This window comes from Cellulomonas sp. URHE0023 (assembly GCF_000688475.1).
Lineage (GTDB): Bacteria > Actinomycetota > Actinomycetes > Actinomycetales > Cellulomonadaceae > Cellulomonas.
The window spans coordinates 151,152-168,928 of sequence record NZ_JIAN01000009.1 but is presented as its reverse complement, the minus strand read 5'-3'; the positions used below and the strand labels follow the sequence as shown (position 1 = coordinate 168,928).

The window sequence follows — 17,777 nt, the reverse complement described above, 5'->3', positions numbered from 1 at the left end:
TGCTCGCCACAGGTCGTCGACGCTGCGCTCCCACTTCAGGTTTGGAGTGTCTTGGCCTGCACGAGCTCTGCGCTCGCGTCACCGCGGCCGAGGCGCGGGTCCAATCCATTTGTGCTGTCGACGTAGACAGACGCCGAGAGGGCACCGGTTGACGGAGCCCAGCCGTCCGTGACGTCAGGGACGCCGATGCCGCGGGCTCCCGTGATCACGTGGGCGGCTGATTCGCGCAGTGCCTCGGGGTGACCATCGGTCCAGCCGGCCAGATAGGGCAGCGAGTAGTTCGCCGTGTCCAGTCCGGCACTAGCCGCGACGAGGTACGCGATCGACTCCGCCTCGACCTCGGCTTGGCCGCGGCATTGCGCGCTGGTGGCGTAGTCGGGGAAACGGTGCTCGTGGTCGGCGCGGATGTGCCCGAGCTCGTGGGCCAGTGTCTTGCTGGCCTGTGCAAGTTCGACGTCGTCTCGCACCCGAACGGTCCGTGAGACGAACGACGTGTACCCATTCACGCCAGGCGGGCACGCACGGCGCTCAAGCGCGTAGGAGTCTGCTGTGACTTGAGCGGCAAGGTGTTCCCACAGGTGGTCGGGCGCGTCGCCGGTCAGCAGCTGTGGTTCGACGGCGGGCAGGGGCGGGCCGTCGGTCTGGCTGACGTCGAAGACGTGGACGACCCGGAAGCCACGAAGTTCGCGCATTGTGACTGACTCGCCGTCCACGATGCTCCCAATCATCGGTGGGTTACCAGCGGTGCTCGAGGCGTCGATGCCGACTGTTGATCGGTAGGTGCAAGGGGCCAGGATGGCGATGCCGTGTTCGCCCTTGATGACGTGGCGTCCCAAGCTGTTCCAGGTCCGGATCCCGGCGACCCGGGTGGCGTCGGGGCGTTGTGTGGCGATGAGCAGGACGTTGGACGGTGAGTAGGTCGGAAAGCGGGCGGCGGCGATCAGCATCTGTCGCCAGCGATCGGCTTCGACAAGGGCCGCGACGGCTGCGACGAGCTGGTCGTGAAGTGCGGCCAGGCGCTCATCTCGGGAAGGCGTGCTTCGGTCGATCATGATCATCGACCCGGAGGAGCGGGGTGGGTTGTGCCTGCGGGGAGCAGGGCTCCCTTGCAGATGGGCTCGGACCAGCCGAGGTAGCCGTGGCCGTGCAGGTACATCGCGGACAGGTGCGCGAAGCTGATCAGGTAGACGCCGCCGTGGTTGCCGGTGGCGGAGTCGAAGACCCCGTTGGCAGTGAGCAGGATCTTGTTGGGGTCGCAGCCGGGGTCGGCTTGCACGACCACGGAGGCGTGGCCGAAGGGCCGTCCGGTGTTCCAGAACGTGAACGCGCCCAGCGGCGGGCAGGGGTCCGCGGGGTGGGCGTATCCGGTGGCGACCACATGGGTCCAATGCGCCTTCGCGGATGGGAACCCGGATCCGACGTACCCGTAGGCGCGGCACGCGAGCCGGTCGCATAGCTGATGCCATCCGGAGGTGACACCGAGGTAGGCCATGGCGTTGTGCACGGCGGTAGCGACGTCCGCCGATGTGCCAGCCGGGACGACGACCTGGCCGTCGCCGAGGGATGGGAGGCAGCCGCGGCTGTCGGGTGTATCGGGCGGTGGGGATGTCGCGGGCTGCTCGCGGTTCGCGGTCTCGGGGATGGCGCCGGAAGTCTCGTCGGCGGTCCAGGTCGTCGCGTGCTGGTCGACATCGAGGACGAACTGGGCCGTGACGGCGGGGATGTTCGGATAGCTCCGAAGCCGGGATTCGCCCGCGTTGTGAGCGATGACCAGGGCATCCAGGATCGGGATGGCCGAGGAGGCCCAGTCGGGATGCTGAGCCCGGATCTGCCGTACGCCGTCGAGTCGGGCGCACAGGTACCGGCCGCCGACCGCGGCATGAGTGTTCGGGTCCTCGATATCCGGGTTGCCGTTGTAGTCAAGGTCGGCGTCCCATGGGCTGCCGTAGTGGGTGTGCCAGATGGCAGCGTTCATCTGCAGCAGACCCCAGGTGCCGCCGTTGGAGTCGTTGGCGTGGGCGTCAGGCCGAAACCCGGACTCCTGGGCCATGACCGCAGCGATCCACGGTTCGGGCAGGTCGGGGCAAGCAGCCTTGGTCTCGGCGACCCAGGTACGGGCGGCGGTCGGGATGGGGGCGTCCTGGGCCAGGGGCCCGCCAGCGGATGTGGCGATGCAGGCGTTGGCCGCTCCTCCGACGGCGACGGCGGTCAGGATCGCGACGGCCGGTACGGCCAGGAAGCCGAGCGCGCCGAGTGCGAGCTTGATCATGCGGGCACCGCCGTCCCGGTGGCGGTCGCGTGCTCGACGGCGCGTTGGTCGGCTCGCAGGTCGTTCGCGTCGCGTCGCGCAGTCCAAGCGGCCAGGTCGATGACGGTGGGTTTGGTTTGCCGCAGCAGCAGGACGCCGGTGCCGAAGGGCAGGGTGCGCAGCACCGAGGCGGTCATCACCGGGACCGTGCGCACAGAGGTCGAGGTGGAGTGGTCGCCGGTGCGGCTGCGGTTGCGGGTTTCGGTGAGCTCGTCGATCTCGCCGAGAAGGCGGGCGACGTCGTCCAGATCGCGGTACTTGGCCAGGCCGCCCAGGACGAGCTTGACGGTGGCGGCGTCCCAGATGGCGTCGGCGGCGTGTTCACCCCAGCGGGCGCGGGCCTGAGCCAAGGACTGCAAGACCGCCAGGGTCGTGATCCCGGAGCCCCCGCCTTCGGCCATCAGCGAGGGCAGTGAGGGCAGCGGGGTGAGGTTGGCGATCTCGTCGAGGGCCAACAGCAGCGGCGGGTCGAGCCGTGCCCCGGGGGAGCGGGCCGCCAGCGCACGAGCCGTCTCGGTGATGTCTTCGACGAACGCGGCCACCAGAGGTGCGCAGGACCCCGATGCGACGGCCGAGGCCAGTAGGTACAACGTTCCGGACTCGTGCAGGAATGCGATGGGGTCGAAGGTTTCGCCTGGCTTGGGGTCGACCGCGGCAAGGACGTCAGGGTCGGCTAGGGCTGCGAGCGATTGGCGCACGCCGAGCCAGATGGAGTCGCGGGTGCGGGGGTCGGAGTGAATGGAGGCTTCCAAGGCATCCGCCCACCCGTCGGCGGCGCCCGAGCTGCGGTTCAGGATGGTGATGGCGTCTTCGGCCAGGGCCGGGTTCAGCGACCACCGGTACAGGTCGACGGCCCGGCGATGATCCAGGGCGGCAGCGTGCAGCAGGCAGCGCAGAGCGGTCTCGGTCTGTCCGGCCCAAAAGTCGGAGTCCGAGACAGTGCGCCCGAACCCGGCGCCGGCGGCCAGGCCGCGGGCACGGACCAACGCAGTGCGCGGGGTCTCACAGCCGCGCACGGGTGACCAGGTCAGCCCACCGGGCAGCCCGGCCAGGCGTTGCGGGTCAAAGATCGCGACCGGACCGCGGGCTCGGCGTGCCCGCATCGTGATTGCGAGCGTGTCGGGGCGGGTAGAGGTCGCCACGACCGGGCCGGGGGCGTCGAGCACCCAGGGGATGACCACGTGCAGGCCTTTGCCCATCCGGGGGGGCCCGACCAGCAGGGCAGAGTCTTCGACGGTGCACCACAGGTCGACTCCGCGCAGCCGCCCGAGCCGGTAGCCGACTTCGTGGGGTCCGGCGGAGCGATCCAACGAGGGTCGAACGACGTTGGCGCGAGCCCGCAGGCTGCGGTGCCCGGCAACGGCGTACACGTCCCGCGGTGCTGCCATCCCGGGCAGGTCACGAAGAGCACGAGCGCTGGTGGTGTCGGGTCGCGTGAGGCGCCGCGACGCCCACCAGACGCCTGCCGTCGCGGCTGCGATCACGGCGATGGCCAACGCCGTCCCGGCCCAGTACGCGACCGGCCCGGGCATCTCCGAGGGTCGCGGCCAAACCGAGGCCGGATCGCGCGGGTGGGCGGCGGCGCGCAGCGCGGTCAGCAGCCCCGCCTCGGGCAAGTCGCGCGAGGTCAGGACGCACGCGAGCGCCGCACCGCACCACAGCACGCCGGCGAACATCAGAACGGCTGCCCCGGCGGTCAAGGCCCATGTCGTCACGTCGGGTGCACCGGTAGGCCCGGGCCGTGCTCGGTGTGGGCCGCTCATCGGGATACCGCGTCAATCTGCGGGGCACGCTGGAGCGGAACGGCGGCGGTGTGGGCCGGTTGGATCGGCATCGCCGTGGCCGTCCGGGTCAGCGCGGCGGTGAGCAGGTGGCCGGTGTCGACGAGGTCGCTGACCAGGACGCCAGGGTTGTTCGCACCGGCGAACAGCTGGGCGGCGCCGGCGTCGGCGAGGTGACGGACCTGGTCGCCGGCGACGGCCTGGATCGCCGGTCCGAGCTGCCTGGACCAGCCCTCATCCACGGCGGCGCGCAGGTCGTGCAGGCCGGGGACCGGTTGTTCGTGATGGGCGTGGACGCGGGTCGCCCAGGCAATCGTGACGACGTCGACGTGTTGCCCGAGCTCTACCTGGTCGAGCACCGTGCCGTAGACGAGGCGCCATCCCGGGTCGGTGATCCGCCTCGGCGGCAGCCACTCGGCGACCGCTGCCGCCCGGTCGGGCTGGGCTATTAGGGCCCCGATCAGTGCGGTGACGTTGCGACGTTCGCTGGCGGCGTCGCGTCCGGGGTGGGCGCTCAGGTACTTGTCCGCACCCGATCGGGCCTCGGTCGTCGGCAGCGAGGCGCGCAGGGCGAGAGGGACGACGACCTCGTCGTGCGGTTGGCCCGTGGCCTTGGCCCAGCGTGCGTCGGCGCAGTCCAGGGCGGCGTCCACGATGGCGCAGGTGGCGGTGATCGGGCGAGACATGCGGTCGGCGGCACACTGGACGGCTGCCGCCCGCAGCAGCACACCCGTGCCAGCGATCTCGCGACGCAGGCCACCGTCGGCAACCATGCGCGCATAGGTGACCGCATCGGGGTTCGGTGGGGTGACGTGCAGCAGGTCCGCCAGACGTGGAAGGTTCGCGCGCCGGACACCGACCCGTTCCACGAGGGCGTCCGCCAGATGGTTGGGGTCGATCGGTTCTCGGGCGACCCGCCGCTCAAGCAGAGAAGTGAAGACCTGCGCGTGCCACGTGTCGGCGAAGTCGCCCGCCCGCAACCAGCGTTGGACCTCGGCGAGAGCGGCCGGGTGCAGCAGGAGCGCGCCGAGCGTGGCTTGCTCGGCGAGCCGCGTGATGTCGTCGCTCATCCGGACCACCCGCCTGTTCTTTGGTTGGTGTCGTCTCGCATGGCCGCGTCCGTGTCGACCACGTCTGCTTCGAGGGGGTGCAGGAGGTGGTGCACGACGTGGGTGCGGCGCGGCATCTTCCACAGCCCGGTGCCCCGCGGCAGGACCGGGAGCAGGTCCTGCTCCGGTCGGGTCAGCCCGAGCAGAGCCGCGGTGCCGGCCAGCTGGTCGGCCTCCTGGCGGTAGATCACCCGGGTCGAGCAGTCGGCCAACAACCCCTCGGCCAGAGCGCGGGCCTCCGAGCCGCGATGCCCGATGGCGTCCAGGTCGGACAACCGGTGCAACACCATGAGGTTGGCGATGCCGTGCGCGCGGGACAGCTTCCACTGCGACTGCATGCGACGAACCAAAGGAACGTGCCGCAAGACGCGCCAGGCCTCGTCGTAGACGACCCACCGCGGCAGGGCGCTCCCCGCGAGCGTGCCCTCGAGCCAGGCTGACCCACACGTCATGGCCAGCGCGAGGGCGTCCTCGTCAGACCCAAACAGGGACAGATCCAGCACGACTATCGGTGCGCTCGGATCCAGCCGCTCGGTGGTCGGCCCGTCGAAAAAACCGGCCAGGTCGCCACGGACCAGGCGCCGCAGCCCATGGCTGACCTCACGGCCCTCCAGCTTGCGGTCCTCGACCCGGACATGGTCGTCGTGCGACGCCCGCGCGTCCGGAGTCACCAGGGCCTCGAGCACGGCGGCAAGCGTCGGTACGGGCCGCTGACGTTCGGCCAGAGCCAAGGCGGCGTCCAGCGCACCGTGCTCGGCTGCGCCGAGCTCGCGATGCAGCGTCAACGCCGCCACCGCAGCCAGCAGACGGACCCGAGGACCGTGCGAGTCAGTGCCAGCGGTGACGTCCAACGGGTTCAGCCGTGTGGACTGTCCCGGCCCGAGTCGCAGCACGGTGCCGCCAACGGCCTGCGCGACCGGTGCCCACTCGCCCTTCGGGTCGCCCGGCACGTACACGGAGCGCCCCGCAGTGATCGAGCGCATCGCAATCGACTTGGCCAGCGAGGACTTGCCCTGCCCGATGACCCCAGCCAGCAGAACGTTCGGGTTGGTCAGCTCTCCGGACCCGTACAGCGCCCACGGGTCGAAGCAGAACGGTGCACCCGTCAGTGCGTCCAACCCGACCGGCACCCCCAGGTCGCACGGCCCGGCCGTCAGGAACGGGTAGGCACCTGCGAGCGTCGCCGAAGACGCCCGGTGCGCCGGTAGGCGCAGCCGAGGCCCCGCCAGGTAGCGCCCCGCGCGGGTGCGCATCCGCGTGTCGCCGCCGCTCTTCACAGGACACCTCGCGCGAGCGGGAGCATCGCCGCCAGGTGCGCGTGCCCCTGCTGGCCGACCAGGCGCCGCACGTCGCACATCGCCTGCGCCGCGGCGCTCTCCATCGCCGCCGTTCGCTCGTCCAGGGTCGCGACGTCGGGGGCGGAGACCGTGATTAGGCCGGTGAAGCGCAGGTCACCGTGCCCGGCGACGAGCTCGGATTCGCGCCGGTCCAGGTCCGCGATCTCGGCCCGGGTCGCCTCGGTCTCGATCTGCCCGATCCGTGCGCGTTGCGCCGCGTCGGCGACATGCTCAGCCTTGGCCCGGCGGATCTCCCGCAACGCCTTCCCTGTGCCCACCGGCTCGGCGCTCACGGTCAGCGTCCGCGCGGTGGCCTCACCCAGCAGCAGCGGCTGCAGGAACGCGGGCTGCACCTCCTGGCGTGGCCACTCCGCCACCCAGTAGGTCGCATGCGCGGCGGTGTCGGTGCGCAACCGTGACCACTGCTCACGGATCCCGACCGGCCCCACCAACCCGCTGGCGCAAGCGAGGTCCGCGCGACCGGCTGCATCGGGGTCGTACGCGGACCGCACCACGCCCGCCAGGTCGGCCCGGTCGAGCCAGCCGTCCGTCGTAACGCCGGCGGCAGCTAGCGACGTCGCGACCGACTCGAGCTGCTTCGCGACCACCGCGACATCGGCGTCCGAAAGGCGGCGGCGAGTGTGCGGCAGGCGAACGGCTACGGCGAGCAGGGTGTCGCGGACATGCGGACGCCAGAACCCGGCGTCGAGGATGCCCGCGAGTGCAGTGGCGAGCTCGCCGGTCGGTGCACCGCAGTGCTGCCGCCACCATGTCCTTGCCGGAGCTAGCCCGCCCGGCGTCGTGCGCATCATCAGCTGTACCCGCACGATCGAAGGCTGCTGGCACATCCCTGCCAGGACTCGAGCCCACCCGGCGACCTTGTGTTCCTGCGAGCCGAAGTCGTCCAGCACGAACCCCGAGCCGGCCGTCCGCACGACAGCCGTGGCCGTCCCCGCACGGCGATCGACCAGCAGCACCGCACCTAAGGCCTCGCATGCCACTAGATCCATTGGGTTCGCCATCCCCGGCAGCCGCAGCCCATCCCGCTGGCCACGAGTCGAGGCCACAGCGGTCGTGGAGCCGATGAGCTGGCGCGCTTTCCACTGCGCCAGGAGCGGCACCCAGCTCGCCACCGGACGGCCACCGACGCTCACCGTGCCCGCCACGAGCAGCAGGACCCACACTGGAGCAGCCGCCACGAGACCGGCCGCACCTGCCGTGTAGACGACCGCGACTGCGACGGTCGCGGCGGCGGCGACCAGGGCGAGCTGCGCGGCGGTCAGGCCGAGAAGCACCCCGCGACGCTCCAATCTCCCGAACCGTGTCGTAGGACCGGTCGCGTCGATCGGCCCGCTCACGGGACCTCACCACCCCGCGTCGTGCGGCCGGGGACCGGCACCTGAGGCGGCAGCGGGCTCGGTTGCCGTCCGGTCCCGGTCCCGGTCGCGGCCTTTGCGGTGGTGGCGGACCGCGCGGCGGCCCCGACACCGCCTGTGACGCTGCTCATCACGGCCTGCTGGGCGGCGTAGCGGGTCGTGTTCGCCGTGCTGCGTGCGACCTTGCTCAGTGGGTTCGCTGCCACGTTGGCGTGCATCATCCCGGCGGCTTCCATCCCGGACCAGTGCACGAACCGCCACGTCAGCCACGGCGCCCACACCGCGATCGCCAACAGCAAGATCCCGACCAGGGCATCCGAGAGCCCCGCCACACCCTCAGCGCGCGTAGTAGATGCTGGCTCACGAGGGGTAGCCGGGCCGATGCCTGTGAACGCGGACGCGCCCACGACGAACGCGACGACGATCACGATCTTGGAGAACACCAAGGCGGCGACGATCTCGATCCACCGCCGCGTCCAGATCCGGGTCTGGTCCCACGCCGATCCGGCGAACGCGATCGGTGCGAACACCGCCACCAGCACGAGGGCCGCCTTGCGGAACAGCAGCACGCCCCACATCAAGACGAACCCGAGCATGAGCGCGAGCCCGATCAGGATCTGCAGGGCAGGCGAGATCGAGGCGAGCGCCGAGAATGCGAAGAATTGCGCCGCTGCGGCGGTCACCGTCAGTCCAGCCGTCGAAGCGATGTACTCGCAGATCCCGTCGACCGCGGTCAGTGCGAGCTGCGTGAGGCCCAACGCCACGGCTGAACCAAGCATGGCCTTGCCGACCCCGAGCACCCCGCGCAGCAGCCCACCGGGCTCTCGGCGCAGCACCGAGGTCAGCACTTGGACCACGAACAGCCCGACCACGACCGGAAGGGCGATCGCCGCGATGATCGCCACGTTGGAACGGAACCAGCCGACACCCAAGTCCACGGACGTGCTCGTGTCGAGCGCGGACAGGGCTAGCTGACCGATCTGCTCTGCGCCGGCCAAGAACGCGGAACCGAGCCCTCCGAGCACGTAGTCCGACGCCGCGCCCTGCATGGATCCGGCGGTCTCGCATGCGATGGCCACTGGGCCGAAGCACGCATCGAGCGTGGGGACCGGCATCTCAGATCGACCCGCCGAGGCCGGAGAAGAACGCCACGATCGCGTTCGCCCCACCAATCAGCAGCGCGCCACCGGCCGCTACCAGTACGCCCGTCTTACCGCCCGACGCGGCACCGTAGTTGCCCTGCTGGCGGCCCACTGCCCACACGATGACCGAGATCACCAGGCCGGCGACACAGGCAACCAAGCCCCACGTCAGCAATGCCCCGACGATCTGCTTGACCACCGCCAGGCCCGGCAGGCCATCGTGATTCGCGGTGATGCCCGGATCTTCTGCGCTGAGCCGACCCAGGCTGACGGACGTGTACCGCATGGCGACCTCCGGACTCCGTGCGTCGACCAGGTGCCGACGGCTTCGCGAGTAGGTGCGCCAGAAGGTGCGTAACACGCGAGCACAAACTCGACGTGTTCGGTTCTCAACGGCGAGCACGGAATCGCGTTCGCGGCCGCGACTCGTTCGCAGACTGAGTGCAGCTTGCACTTGACACGGTTCGTGTGACGTGGACGAGCCCTTAGTCCAAGGGCGCTGGCGCACGCGCCCGTCGTGGATCTGTCGCACGGCGATGTCTGTGGCCAGACTGCAGCCCCGCTGTGTCGGCCACGTGGCGAAAGCCTTGTCGGTCGAGTCCGCAAGACCGCACGTCGGGCGGGAGTGCTCCGCTATGTTCGGTCGGTGCCTTCAGAGGAAGAGATCGACGCGGCGAAGTCGCTGGCTGGCGGTTGGAGCAGGACGCAGCTGGCCGCGGGGCCAACCGGCCGCCTCCTCGCGGATGGAGGGAACGGATCATCGGCGAGTCGTCTCGGATATCAATGCCATCGAGAACACAATGGGACGACGCATGCGCGAGGGCGTCGTGCTCGAAATAGAATTGAGGGGTAACGGTGCCGCCAGGCGTATCTGAGACGCGTCGCACTGTCCAAATCCGGCCGTACGCCCGCTTGCTAACGATGCTCGGCGATCAGCTTATTAAGAACGATCGGATCGCGCTAGCAGAGATCATCAAGAACGCCTATGACGCGGACGCGACATTGGTAGAAGTAGATTTCGACAACTTCGCCAGCGCTACGATGCGCGCACGACCGGAATCCGGGATCTCGATTCAAGATAACGGCGACGGAATGAGCGCGGCGATCGTACTTGAGCACTGGATCAACCCCGCGACACCTGGAAAGCTCGAGCGCAAGCAGGTCGTGCCCACCACGCCACGGGGCAGAGTGCTTCAGGGTGAAAAAGGCATAGGCCGCTTTGCAATCTTTAAGATTGGAAGTCGAGCAAAAGTTATCACTAGACGCCGCGGCGAACCGAGTGAGCAAGTCGTCACCTACGATTTGCGATTCTTGGATGAAGGTCAGGCGGGCGGTGAGGGCAACCTGAATGAGAGCCAGTCGGAGGCTGCCGCCTCGGAACAAAGCGAAACGCTGCCCCCGCCGAGGTTTCTAGATCAAATTCCCGTCGAATATCTCAGTCGAAGCCCCGAGGTCTTCGTTGGACCGGGAGCGGGTGGCACACGCATCGAGATCAGCAGTCTGCGATCTGGCTGGGGCGTCGCGGACATTCGGCGGGCACGGCAAGACGTATCTCGACTACAGCCCTTAACTATCGATGCACTCAAGTCGCGGACCTCTTCCACGGACAAGTTCGATGTGCACTTTCTGGCCAGCGGCGAGGAAATGAGTTTTGCTGCAGATATCGATGCGACGCGGAACGATTTGTTCGAAAACCGCGCCGTGCTTCGAGTGCGCGCTCATTTTGACGATCGAACTTCGACTTTCGATCTGACCGTAAACGGCGAACGACGCCAGGTTCGTCTTGACGATCCTGCGGTGGCCGGGCTTCTGCTGTTCCGCGAGTACTTCGGGTCCGTCGAGGGGAGGCGGGGGCCGCAGGATGTCGAGTGCGGACCGTTTGACGCTGATTTTTTCGTTTTCGATTTTCGACCATCGGCTCCCATGGAATATCGCCTAGACAAGGCGGATCGCGAACTCCTGCGCCAGCATCGTGTCTACTTGTACCGCGACGGAATTCGGGTAATGCCGTATGGCGATCCGGAAGACGACTGGCTGCGCCTGGACATTATTCGCGGCACCAAGGCTGCGCGCCACATATTCAGCAACGACCAGACTGTTGGGTTTGTGTGGATAACGCAACGTTCGAATCCGGACCTCCGGGATAAGACGAACAGAGAGGGCTTGGTCGACGCGGGCAATGCGTCAAGAGATTTCGTTGCGTTGCTAACCGTCTTGGTCAGTTATCTGCGGACGGCCTACTTCCAGTCTTACCTCGCTGCCGGAGAGCGACGTGAGGTCGTCGCCACCAATCGCGTGAGCAGCGCGCGGAGCTCTTTGACGTCCCTAGCTACCGACCCGCTACTACCCCCGGCTCGGCGGGCCGAAGTTCGAGACGCCGTCGGCGCTCTTGAGGTTCACCTCGCCGAGCTTGAGAGGCGCGTGCGGCTGACGGAAGACCTTGCAGGGGTGGGTATGTCGGTTGAATCCGCATCCCACGACATATTGGCGGCGGCGGGTCGCGCTGTGCGACTCGCTCACTCGCTTCGCGAGAGAATCGAAGACTTGGTGCCTGGCAACATGTGGCTGTTCAGCCAGATGGATGCTTTGATCGAAGACGCAACCTTTGTGAATGAACGCCTGACTGACGTGCAGGGACTGTTTGTATCGACGCGAAAGCGCCCCGGAAAGATGTCCGTGATTGACTACGTTAAGAGGACGCAGCGAATCTTTGCCGGCGCAATTGGGCGGGATCGCGTTCGAGTCCTTATTGAAGAGCCGTTCGGCCCCTTGGTGGTGAAGTCAACCGACGCGGCCCTGCTTCAAGTCTTTGTGAACTTGTTTGATAACGCGATTTACTGGCTGCGCGGCGAGGAGGATGAACGTCGAATTCATGTGCGAATAGATGCCAGTCGCGAGTGTGTGTGGTTCGGTGATAGCGGGCCTGGAGTTGCGGCTGACTATCGAGAGTTTATTTTCGAACCGTTCTATTCTGGTAAGGGTGATGACGGCAAGGGTCTCGGTCTTTACATCGCGAGGCAAGTTGGCATTCGCTCCGGATTTACAATTGCATTGTCCAACGACGCGCCACTCGATGTGAAGGGTGCGGTCTTCCAGATCTCCTTTGGAGAGGCGATATAGCGGTGGCGGAGGAGCTGCGTGACCTACTTGTTGGCCCAGCTGTAATTGTCGACGACGAAGTAAACGACACGGCGACAGAGATCGGTGCCATCCGTGCGGAGATCGAGAGGCAGCAGATTCCGGTGGTGGCGTACGTCGCGATACCCGACGACAACGCATTGCGCCACTGGCAAGTGAGTTCCATGATAATTGTCGACTGGGATCTGACGGGCGAGGAGCGGCTCCCCGGCGTCTCGACGCCGTCGGTGCTTGAGACGGGCATCGCGCAGTTCATCAAGAGATTGGTGGACAGTGTGTACGCGCCGGTCTTTATCTTTACCCGCGAGGACGTTGAGCTCGTTTGGCAGATACTGGAGGCGGAGTTTGATGCCGAGCGCGCCGAGCTGCAGCGCCGCATCGAAGTCCGAGCGAAATCTGCCGTAATCGCGGACGTTCTGGCGGCAGTTACGGACTGGTGGGTTAAGCACCCTGCGATGTACGCGCTAAAAGCATGGGACAGGTCGTATGCCGCTGCCCGGGAATCGACATTCCGTGAATTCGAGGAGTCGTCACCTTCTTGGCCGGGCGCGTTATGGGCGGCACTCGAGGCCGAGGGATCTAGCCCCGGTCCAGAGTTGGCTGATGTGATTGGTAGGAATGTCGTCAATCGATTGCCGTCCGATCTCTTCAACCCCGCGCATCTTCACACCGCCATGGACTTGGACGGTGCTTCGCTTCGCCGCATTTTGCACCGACAGGCCGTGATCGATGAGGTGTCGTTGGACGGTTCGACTATCTCGCCCGGCGACTTCTTCTTTGAGGAGGTTGCGGGTGATCGACCGCCGAGAATCCTGATCAATGTTTCGCCCTCCTGTGACACCGTCGCCCGTGCCGGCGAATCGCTTGATGATGTGCGATTGCTGCTGCTGATCGCGGAACCCATGGCGCCTGAGGTTTTGAAGCGAGCTAGGAAGGTTCATGAGTTGTATAGGGCGCAAAAGACGACCGAAGCGATTATCTGGCACGTCGATCCGCTGGGTTGGCCATACAAGGTTAAGTTCTCGTCTTGGAACACGCTTTCGTGGTCGGAGGTGAAGGAGATGCGGCGGGGCCGCTTGTTGGATCCGTACGCTACGCAGTTGCAGGAGCAGCTCGGGCAGTACCTGTACCGCCGCGGTTTCATGGCGCTTCCCGAGAGGGCGTTCGAGGGCCTGTCGTAGTGATCGCGTTGGGCGACCCGTCTTGTCCACGCGTGTGAGAGAGGACGACCCTCGCCTCGAGTGATCGATCTGCGCTCAGTTCCACCGATTTTGGGGGTCACCACCTTCCCCCCTTGCGCATGGGAGCGCGTGCGCAGTGCTTCCGAACGGCTCGGCGCGTTCGTGACCCGTCACAGTTCGAGGTCCGGATCCAGTGCCTCAAGTCGCACCTGGAATCTGTGGCGAAGGCGCTGGTACTCGCCGTCGTCGCCTCGTGCCGAAGCGGCCGCCAGCGCGTCCCGTTGCAGAAGCGCTGAGAGTGGATCGACGTCCAGGCCGAGGGTGGCGACTTGGATGGCTTCGACATATCGGCCGGCTTCGTGATGGGTGCGGGCCAGCAGGTGGGCGGCGTCCGCAATGGCGCTGACCATGTTCTGGATCTCGTGCTCGGCCCACGCGTAGTTCGCGTCATCGATCCCGAAGAATGGTCGGTTCCGCACGAGAGCCAGCGCGGCGGTGAGGTTCTCCACTCTCTCCTCCTCGTTGGAATCCAGCGCTCGTTGTGTCAGGGCCTGGAAGGTGGCCCAGTCGGTGACGACGTCATCCGTGACCCTGAGCGGTTCTCCGCGGCGGACGGGAGGCAGAGCGTCGTCTCCGACGAGTTGGCGGGTTCGGTACACGAAGGTGTTGCGGGTGCCGGTGACGTCTCGTTTGCCTGGCCAGAAGATCTCGTCAAGTTCGGGCCCGCTCGCGGAGCGTCGCAAGGCAAGGTAGACGAGTAGCTCGGTGGCGCGCGGTGGTGGTGCCGAGTGGGGCTTGGTCAGGCCATCGATCTGGATTGGGCCGAGAACATTGACGCGGATCCGTCCCTCGCGGGTTCCCGGAACGGTCGACCGCGTCTGCGCCGCGGCGCGCATCGCCTCCGCGACCTCGTCGGAGGTGGGCGAGTCCGCATTAGGGGAGTCGTGGTGGAAGTTCGAGCTCAGCGGTACGACGACTGGTGGTTGTGCCGTTTGTAGGAGTGAGGTCACGTGCTCGAGATCGGTGTCGCTGAGCCGCTGGGCATGCAGTGTGAGGCCGAGCGGGTCGAGTGTCGTAGCGCCGTCCCGGCCGACGGTGAGCGTCCATCCCTCGACTGCCTCGCGGGTGATCAGGACGGACCCAGTCCAGGGTTCGCAAGGTGGCGCGGTGCTCGGTGAGCGTTCGAGGTAGACGACCGGGAGCCAGGTGTCCTCGAGGACGCGGTCGGAGCGGGCTTCGAGGGTGTCGGCCAGTCCGGCGTCGTCAAGTGCCTGGGCGATCGCGTGGGTGCGGACGGCTTGTGGGCGAGTGTGGTCGGGTGCGCTGTGCATGCGGGCAGGCTCGAACGCCTCGGCGAGGTCGGCGAGCGACTCGTCGGTGACTAGGGCGACGCGCCCGGTCAAGTCGCTGGTCACGACCTCGACGGCGAGGGCGCGTAGCACGTCGTCTGCCGCGTGCTCGTCGCCCAAGACGCTCAGGGTGCCGGCGGCTTCCAGGTTGAGTAGCACGGTGGCGTCGGCGGTGTGGCCGAGGGGGACGAGGGCGGGGTACGGCTCGGAGCGACCGGGATCCTCGATCAGTTCGTCGGCGGCGAGGTCGCTCGTCGAGGCCGTCCAGCGGTCGCCGTCGGCGGTGAAGGGCGACACGGGGTCGGGGTCGTCATCCAGAAGGTGCAGGGTGAGTGTCCGTTCGTCGAGGCTGACTGCGGCGATCCGAGGCAGGTCGCGTTCGGCGGTGTAGCAGCGGGTGTCGATGTTCTGCAGGGCGTTCTTGAGCTGGGTCGCGGTCAGGGGTGTGGCCGCCCGCCGTAGTTCTCGCTCGACGGCGGCGGCCTCGGTGCCGGACTCGGGCATCGGGATGGACTCCCCGACGCGTCGTGCGCGGTGTTGCAGGTGTCGGCGGCGACCAAGCTCACCGACCACACCCGCGGCCGCCAGAGTGGTCAGACCGACGAACAGCGGTGCGTGGCTGCCGGTGTCCGTCGTACCGCTGTCGGCGCGCGAGGCCGAGGCCGCATCGGAGTTGGGTTGCGTCTTCGGGGAGGCGCTGGGCGTAGGTGCTGCCGGTTCCGGTTCCTGGGTATCGCTCGTCGGTCGTAGCTCAGATGTTGTCTGCGGCGGAGCAGGAGCCGGTGCTGGCGGCGCGACATTGAGCGCGGGAGGTTCGAGAACGGTGGTGTCCTGCGTCGGCAGGTCGAGTCGCCACCCGGGTTCGAGCGCGTTCGGGTTGGTGAGTGTGGCGCCGTCGGGCTGTGGCTGGCCGGCGTTGATGGCGTAGATCTCGGGGTAGCGGGCGCCGTCGCCCAGGTGTTCGTCGGCGAGTTTCCACAGGCTGTCGCCCGGTTCGACCACCACCTCGTGGGGAGGTTTCGGCGAGAGGACGCTGGGATCTGAGGGTATGGGGGGCGGTGCGAGGCCGGCGGCGTCTGCGGGGAGCAGGAGAGTCCAGCCGGGGTAGATCCAGTGGGAGTCGTTCAGTGCGAGCCCGTCGGGTTGGATCCGGTCGAGGTTGAGGGTGCTGATCTCGCTGAAACGTGTGCCGTCGCCCAAGTGCTGCTCGGCGATGTCCCACAAGGTGTCGCCGCGCTGAACCACGACGGTGGGCAGCGGCGCTGTTGCGGCGGGCGGGGTCTGCGGGGCGGTGGGCGCCGGTGCGGCGGCGTGGCGTGCAGCCTGTGGCGCGGCGGCTGGAGGGTCGGCCGCTGCGGGCGTGGCCGTGACGGTTGCCGCCGCTGCGGGAGTCGGGTTGGCGACGGTGGAGGACACCGCGAGCAGGATCCCCGCGGAGGCGATGAGTCGGGCGGCGGCCCACTGTGCTGAACCGAGCAATGGGATAGACGGTGTGGAGACGCGGCGCAGCCCGGCGATGACCTCGACCACGACGCTGGTGGTGAAGGCCGCCCACGCGACCCATCCGATCAGCGCGAGTGTTGCGAGCAGCAGCGATCCGTCGTCGGGAGAGGTCAGGGCTGTCCCGATCTGGTTCCACCTCGGCAGGTCGTCGGGCAGGTAGAGCGGTGCCAACGCGACCAGGGCCACTGGTGCGCCGACGACGAACGCCAGCAGCGCGAGCAGCGCTGCCAGCGCGTGTAGGACCTCGGGGCTGTGGTGCGTGCGGTGCAGGGTCGTGGTCATGTGCCACCTCCGGTGATGCCTTCGACGAGGTTCGCTTCGGCGTGCCCGGTGACCGTCAGGGCGCTGATGCCGATCAGGGACAGGAACGCGGTTGGTTGGGTGTCGGTGACGTCGACCTCGAGTCGGGTGCGGTCGTCGCTGATCGTGACGGTGCCGGTGTGCCCGGACTGGCGCAGGTAGGAGGTGGCTGCCGCAATGGCCGTGCTGCGGTCGACGCGGGTGCCGGAGCCGGCGATGCCGCCTGGTAGATCGAGGGCTTGGCCGCCGGCGCGGGCGGCCTCTGCGGCGACGGCATCTGCGCGTTGGGTGGCGCGCAGCTTGGCCCCGCCGTCGGCGACCAGCCCGATCAGCACTAGAAGCCCGAGCACGCTGATCGCGAGGAAGACCGTGACCGACCCGGCCTCCGGGTCTCTCGCGGCGGCGGGGCGTAGGCGGCAAGCGCGTGTGGTCATCGGGTGCGGTACCTGTCCAGCGGTGAGGTTGCGTGCGCGGTGATCGTGCGGGCGCCGGGCAGTCCGGGGATGGCCAGGTCGGCCATGCTCAGGGTGCAGGTCACGGTGGCCGTCACGGTCCCGTCTTGTCCGACGCGTGCGGCGAAACCGGTGGTGTCGATGGTGATGGTGGTGGCCGCGCACGACGTCGCGGTGAGCTCGCGGGTCGCGGCGGCTTGCCCTGCGGCGCGGGCCGCGTCGGGGGTGCGCGCGAGGGAGGCGTCACGGGCTGCCGAGCGGGCGGCCTGCTCGACGGCGCTGGCGGAGGTCTGGACGCGTCCAGCCAGCGCGAGGGTGCCGAGCAACAGGATCAGCGCCGGAGTCAAGATGGCCAGCTCGATGGTGATGGACCCGCGATCACCGTCGGGGTGCAGTCGCGTTCTCATGGGGCCTCCGTAGTGGTGAATCGCTCGAGGGGCCCGTCGGCAGACTGGGAGATTTCGATGCCCGGTGCACCGGGCAGGACGGACAAAGAGCGTCCGGAGACGACAACCTTCACGCTCTGGGGATCGGGTGTGGTGGCGACGGCGGCGGCGCCGGTGAGGGTGTCGGCGCCGTGGTCGCGGATGAACGCGAGTGCGGTGTCGTGGCCGGCTTGGGGGCTCGACCCGTAGGCGCGGGCCACGGCGACGCCTTCCTGGGCGGCGGCCAGGGCCAAGGAGCGGGCGTGGAACCACAGGCCGTACTGCACGAGTGCGGTCACCACGAGCAGCAGGGCCGGGAAGAGGATGACCAGCTCGATGCTGGCCGACCCGTCCTCCCGCCGGAGGGTGGGCATGG

Annotated in this window: 14 protein-coding genes; 2 read left to right on the top strand and 12 right to left on the bottom strand. The window is 67.9% G+C overall.

The window, feature by feature from the left end; genetic code table 11:
• Nucleotides 1-35: 35 nt before the first annotated feature.
• From N553_RS23445 to N553_RS0117555, 8 genes are all read right to left on the bottom strand, one after another.
• Nucleotides 36-1,058, bottom strand: a complete 1,023-nt coding sequence (locus tag N553_RS23445; RefSeq protein ID WP_156043893.1) for an ArdC family protein — start codon at nt 1,056-1,058, stop codon at nt 36-38.
• Nucleotides 1,055-2,269 (bottom strand): transglycosylase SLT domain-containing protein, encoded by a 1,215-nt coding sequence (locus N553_RS24490; RefSeq protein ID WP_051640316.1) that lies wholly within the window; start codon nt 2,267-2,269, stop codon nt 1,055-1,057. The genes N553_RS23445 and N553_RS24490 overlap by 4 nt, the downstream gene beginning before the upstream one ends.
• Nucleotides 2,266-3,678: a type IV secretory system conjugative DNA transfer family protein gene (locus N553_RS0117580; protein ID WP_231505310.1), complete on the bottom strand. Its 1,413-nt coding sequence runs from the start codon at nt 3,676-3,678 to the stop codon at nt 2,266-2,268. The genes N553_RS24490 and N553_RS0117580 overlap by 4 nt, the downstream gene beginning before the upstream one ends.
• A gap of 389 nt (nt 3,679-4,067) precedes the next feature.
• Nucleotides 4,068-5,159 carry a DnaB-like helicase N-terminal domain-containing protein gene (locus N553_RS0117575; protein ID WP_156043892.1) on the bottom strand — a complete coding sequence of 364 codons (1,092 nt, stop codon included), beginning with the start codon at nt 5,157-5,159 and terminating at the stop codon, nt 4,068-4,070.
• Entirely contained in the window at nt 5,156-6,475 is a 1,320-nt protein-coding gene (locus N553_RS23430) for an ATP-binding protein (RefSeq protein ID WP_197030122.1), read from the bottom strand. The genes N553_RS0117575 and N553_RS23430 overlap by 4 nt, the downstream gene beginning before the upstream one ends.
• Complete coding sequence (locus N553_RS24485; RefSeq protein WP_028047620.1) at nt 6,472-7,830, bottom strand: SCO6880 family protein; 1,359 nt, start codon at nt 7,828-7,830, stop codon at nt 6,472-6,474. Before N553_RS24485 ends, N553_RS23430 begins: the two co-directional genes overlap by 4 nt.
• 59 nt (nt 7,831-7,889) lie before the next feature.
• Nucleotides 7,890-9,026: a hypothetical protein gene (locus N553_RS0117560; RefSeq protein WP_028047619.1), complete on the bottom strand. Its 1,137-nt coding sequence runs from the start codon at nt 9,024-9,026 to the stop codon at nt 7,890-7,892.
• 1 nt (nt 9,027) lies between these two features.
• Nucleotides 9,028-9,339 (bottom strand): DUF6112 family protein, encoded by a 312-nt coding sequence (locus N553_RS0117555; RefSeq protein ID WP_034623263.1) that lies wholly within the window; start codon nt 9,337-9,339, stop codon nt 9,028-9,030.
• A 635-nt stretch (nt 9,340-9,974) separates the two neighbouring features.
• Here N553_RS0117555 and N553_RS24815 point away from each other — a divergent pair.
• The gene (locus tag N553_RS24815) at nt 9,975-12,173 is read left to right on the top strand and encodes an ATP-binding protein (RefSeq protein WP_081844741.1); all 2,199 of its coding nucleotides are present in this window, start codon (nt 9,975-9,977) and stop codon (nt 12,171-12,173) included.
• Between the two features lie 2 nt (nt 12,174-12,175).
• A complete protein-coding gene (locus N553_RS0117545; RefSeq protein WP_028047616.1) occupies nt 12,176-13,372 on the top strand; it encodes a hypothetical protein in 1,197 nt (398 codons plus the stop codon).
• A gap of 170 nt (nt 13,373-13,542) precedes the next feature.
• On the opposite strand, the gene N553_RS0117540 is transcribed toward N553_RS0117545, so the two are convergent.
• From N553_RS0117540 to N553_RS0117525, 4 genes are read right to left on the bottom strand one after another with little or no spacing between them, the layout of a single operon-like run.
• On the bottom strand, nt 13,543-16,506 hold the full coding sequence (locus tag N553_RS0117540) for a LysM peptidoglycan-binding domain-containing protein (protein ID WP_028047615.1): 2,964 nt from the start codon (nt 16,504-16,506) through the stop codon (nt 13,543-13,545).
• Nucleotides 16,503-16,958, bottom strand: coding sequence for a pilus assembly protein TadG-related protein (locus N553_RS0117535; protein WP_028047614.1), 456 nt, complete (start codon nt 16,956-16,958; stop codon nt 16,503-16,505). Before N553_RS0117535 ends, N553_RS0117540 begins: the two co-directional genes overlap by 4 nt.
• Nucleotides 16,955-17,383: a TadE/TadG family type IV pilus assembly protein gene (locus N553_RS0117530; RefSeq protein ID WP_034623255.1), complete on the bottom strand. Its 429-nt coding sequence runs from the start codon at nt 17,381-17,383 to the stop codon at nt 16,955-16,957. The genes N553_RS0117535 and N553_RS0117530 overlap by 4 nt, the downstream gene beginning before the upstream one ends.
• Nucleotides 17,380-17,775: a TadE/TadG family type IV pilus assembly protein gene (locus N553_RS0117525; RefSeq protein ID WP_051640315.1), complete on the bottom strand. Its 396-nt coding sequence runs from the start codon at nt 17,773-17,775 to the stop codon at nt 17,380-17,382. The genes N553_RS0117530 and N553_RS0117525 overlap by 4 nt, the downstream gene beginning before the upstream one ends.
• Nucleotides 17,776-17,777 lie beyond the last annotated feature (2 nt).

What these genes read in the sequence shown, in the direction of transcription:
- N553_RS24490 (WP_051640316.1), bottom strand. Translation starts at nt 2,269, where the DNA reads ATGATCAAGCTCGCACTCGGCGCGCTCGGCTTCCTGGCCGTACCGGCC.
- N553_RS24815 (WP_081844741.1), top strand. Translation starts at nt 9,975, where the DNA reads ATGCTCGGCGATCAGCTTATTAAGAACGATCGGATCGCGCTAGCAGAG.
- N553_RS0117540 (WP_028047615.1), bottom strand. Translation starts at nt 16,506, where the DNA reads ATGACCACGACCCTGCACCGCACGCACCACAGCCCCGAGGTCCTACAC.
- N553_RS0117530 (WP_034623255.1), bottom strand. Translation starts at nt 17,383, where the DNA reads ATGAGAACGCGACTGCACCCCGACGGTGATCGCGGGTCCATCACCATC.
- N553_RS0117555 (WP_034623263.1), bottom strand. Translation starts at nt 9,339, where the DNA reads ATGCGGTACACGTCCGTCAGCCTGGGTCGGCTCAGCGCAGAAGATCCG.
- N553_RS0117575 (WP_156043892.1), bottom strand. Translation starts at nt 5,159, where the DNA reads ATGAGCGACGACATCACGCGGCTCGCCGAGCAAGCCACGCTCGGCGCG.
- N553_RS0117535 (WP_028047614.1), bottom strand. Translation starts at nt 16,958, where the DNA reads ATGACCACACGCGCTTGCCGCCTACGCCCCGCCGCCGCGAGAGACCCG.
- N553_RS23445 (WP_156043893.1), bottom strand. Translation starts at nt 1,058, where the DNA reads ATGATCATGATCGACCGAAGCACGCCTTCCCGAGATGAGCGCCTGGCC.
- N553_RS0117560 (WP_028047619.1), bottom strand. Translation starts at nt 9,026, where the DNA reads ATGCCGGTCCCCACGCTCGATGCGTGCTTCGGCCCAGTGGCCATCGCA.
- N553_RS0117525 (WP_051640315.1), bottom strand. Translation starts at nt 17,775, where the DNA reads ATGCCCACCCTCCGGCGGGAGGACGGGTCGGCCAGCATCGAGCTGGTC.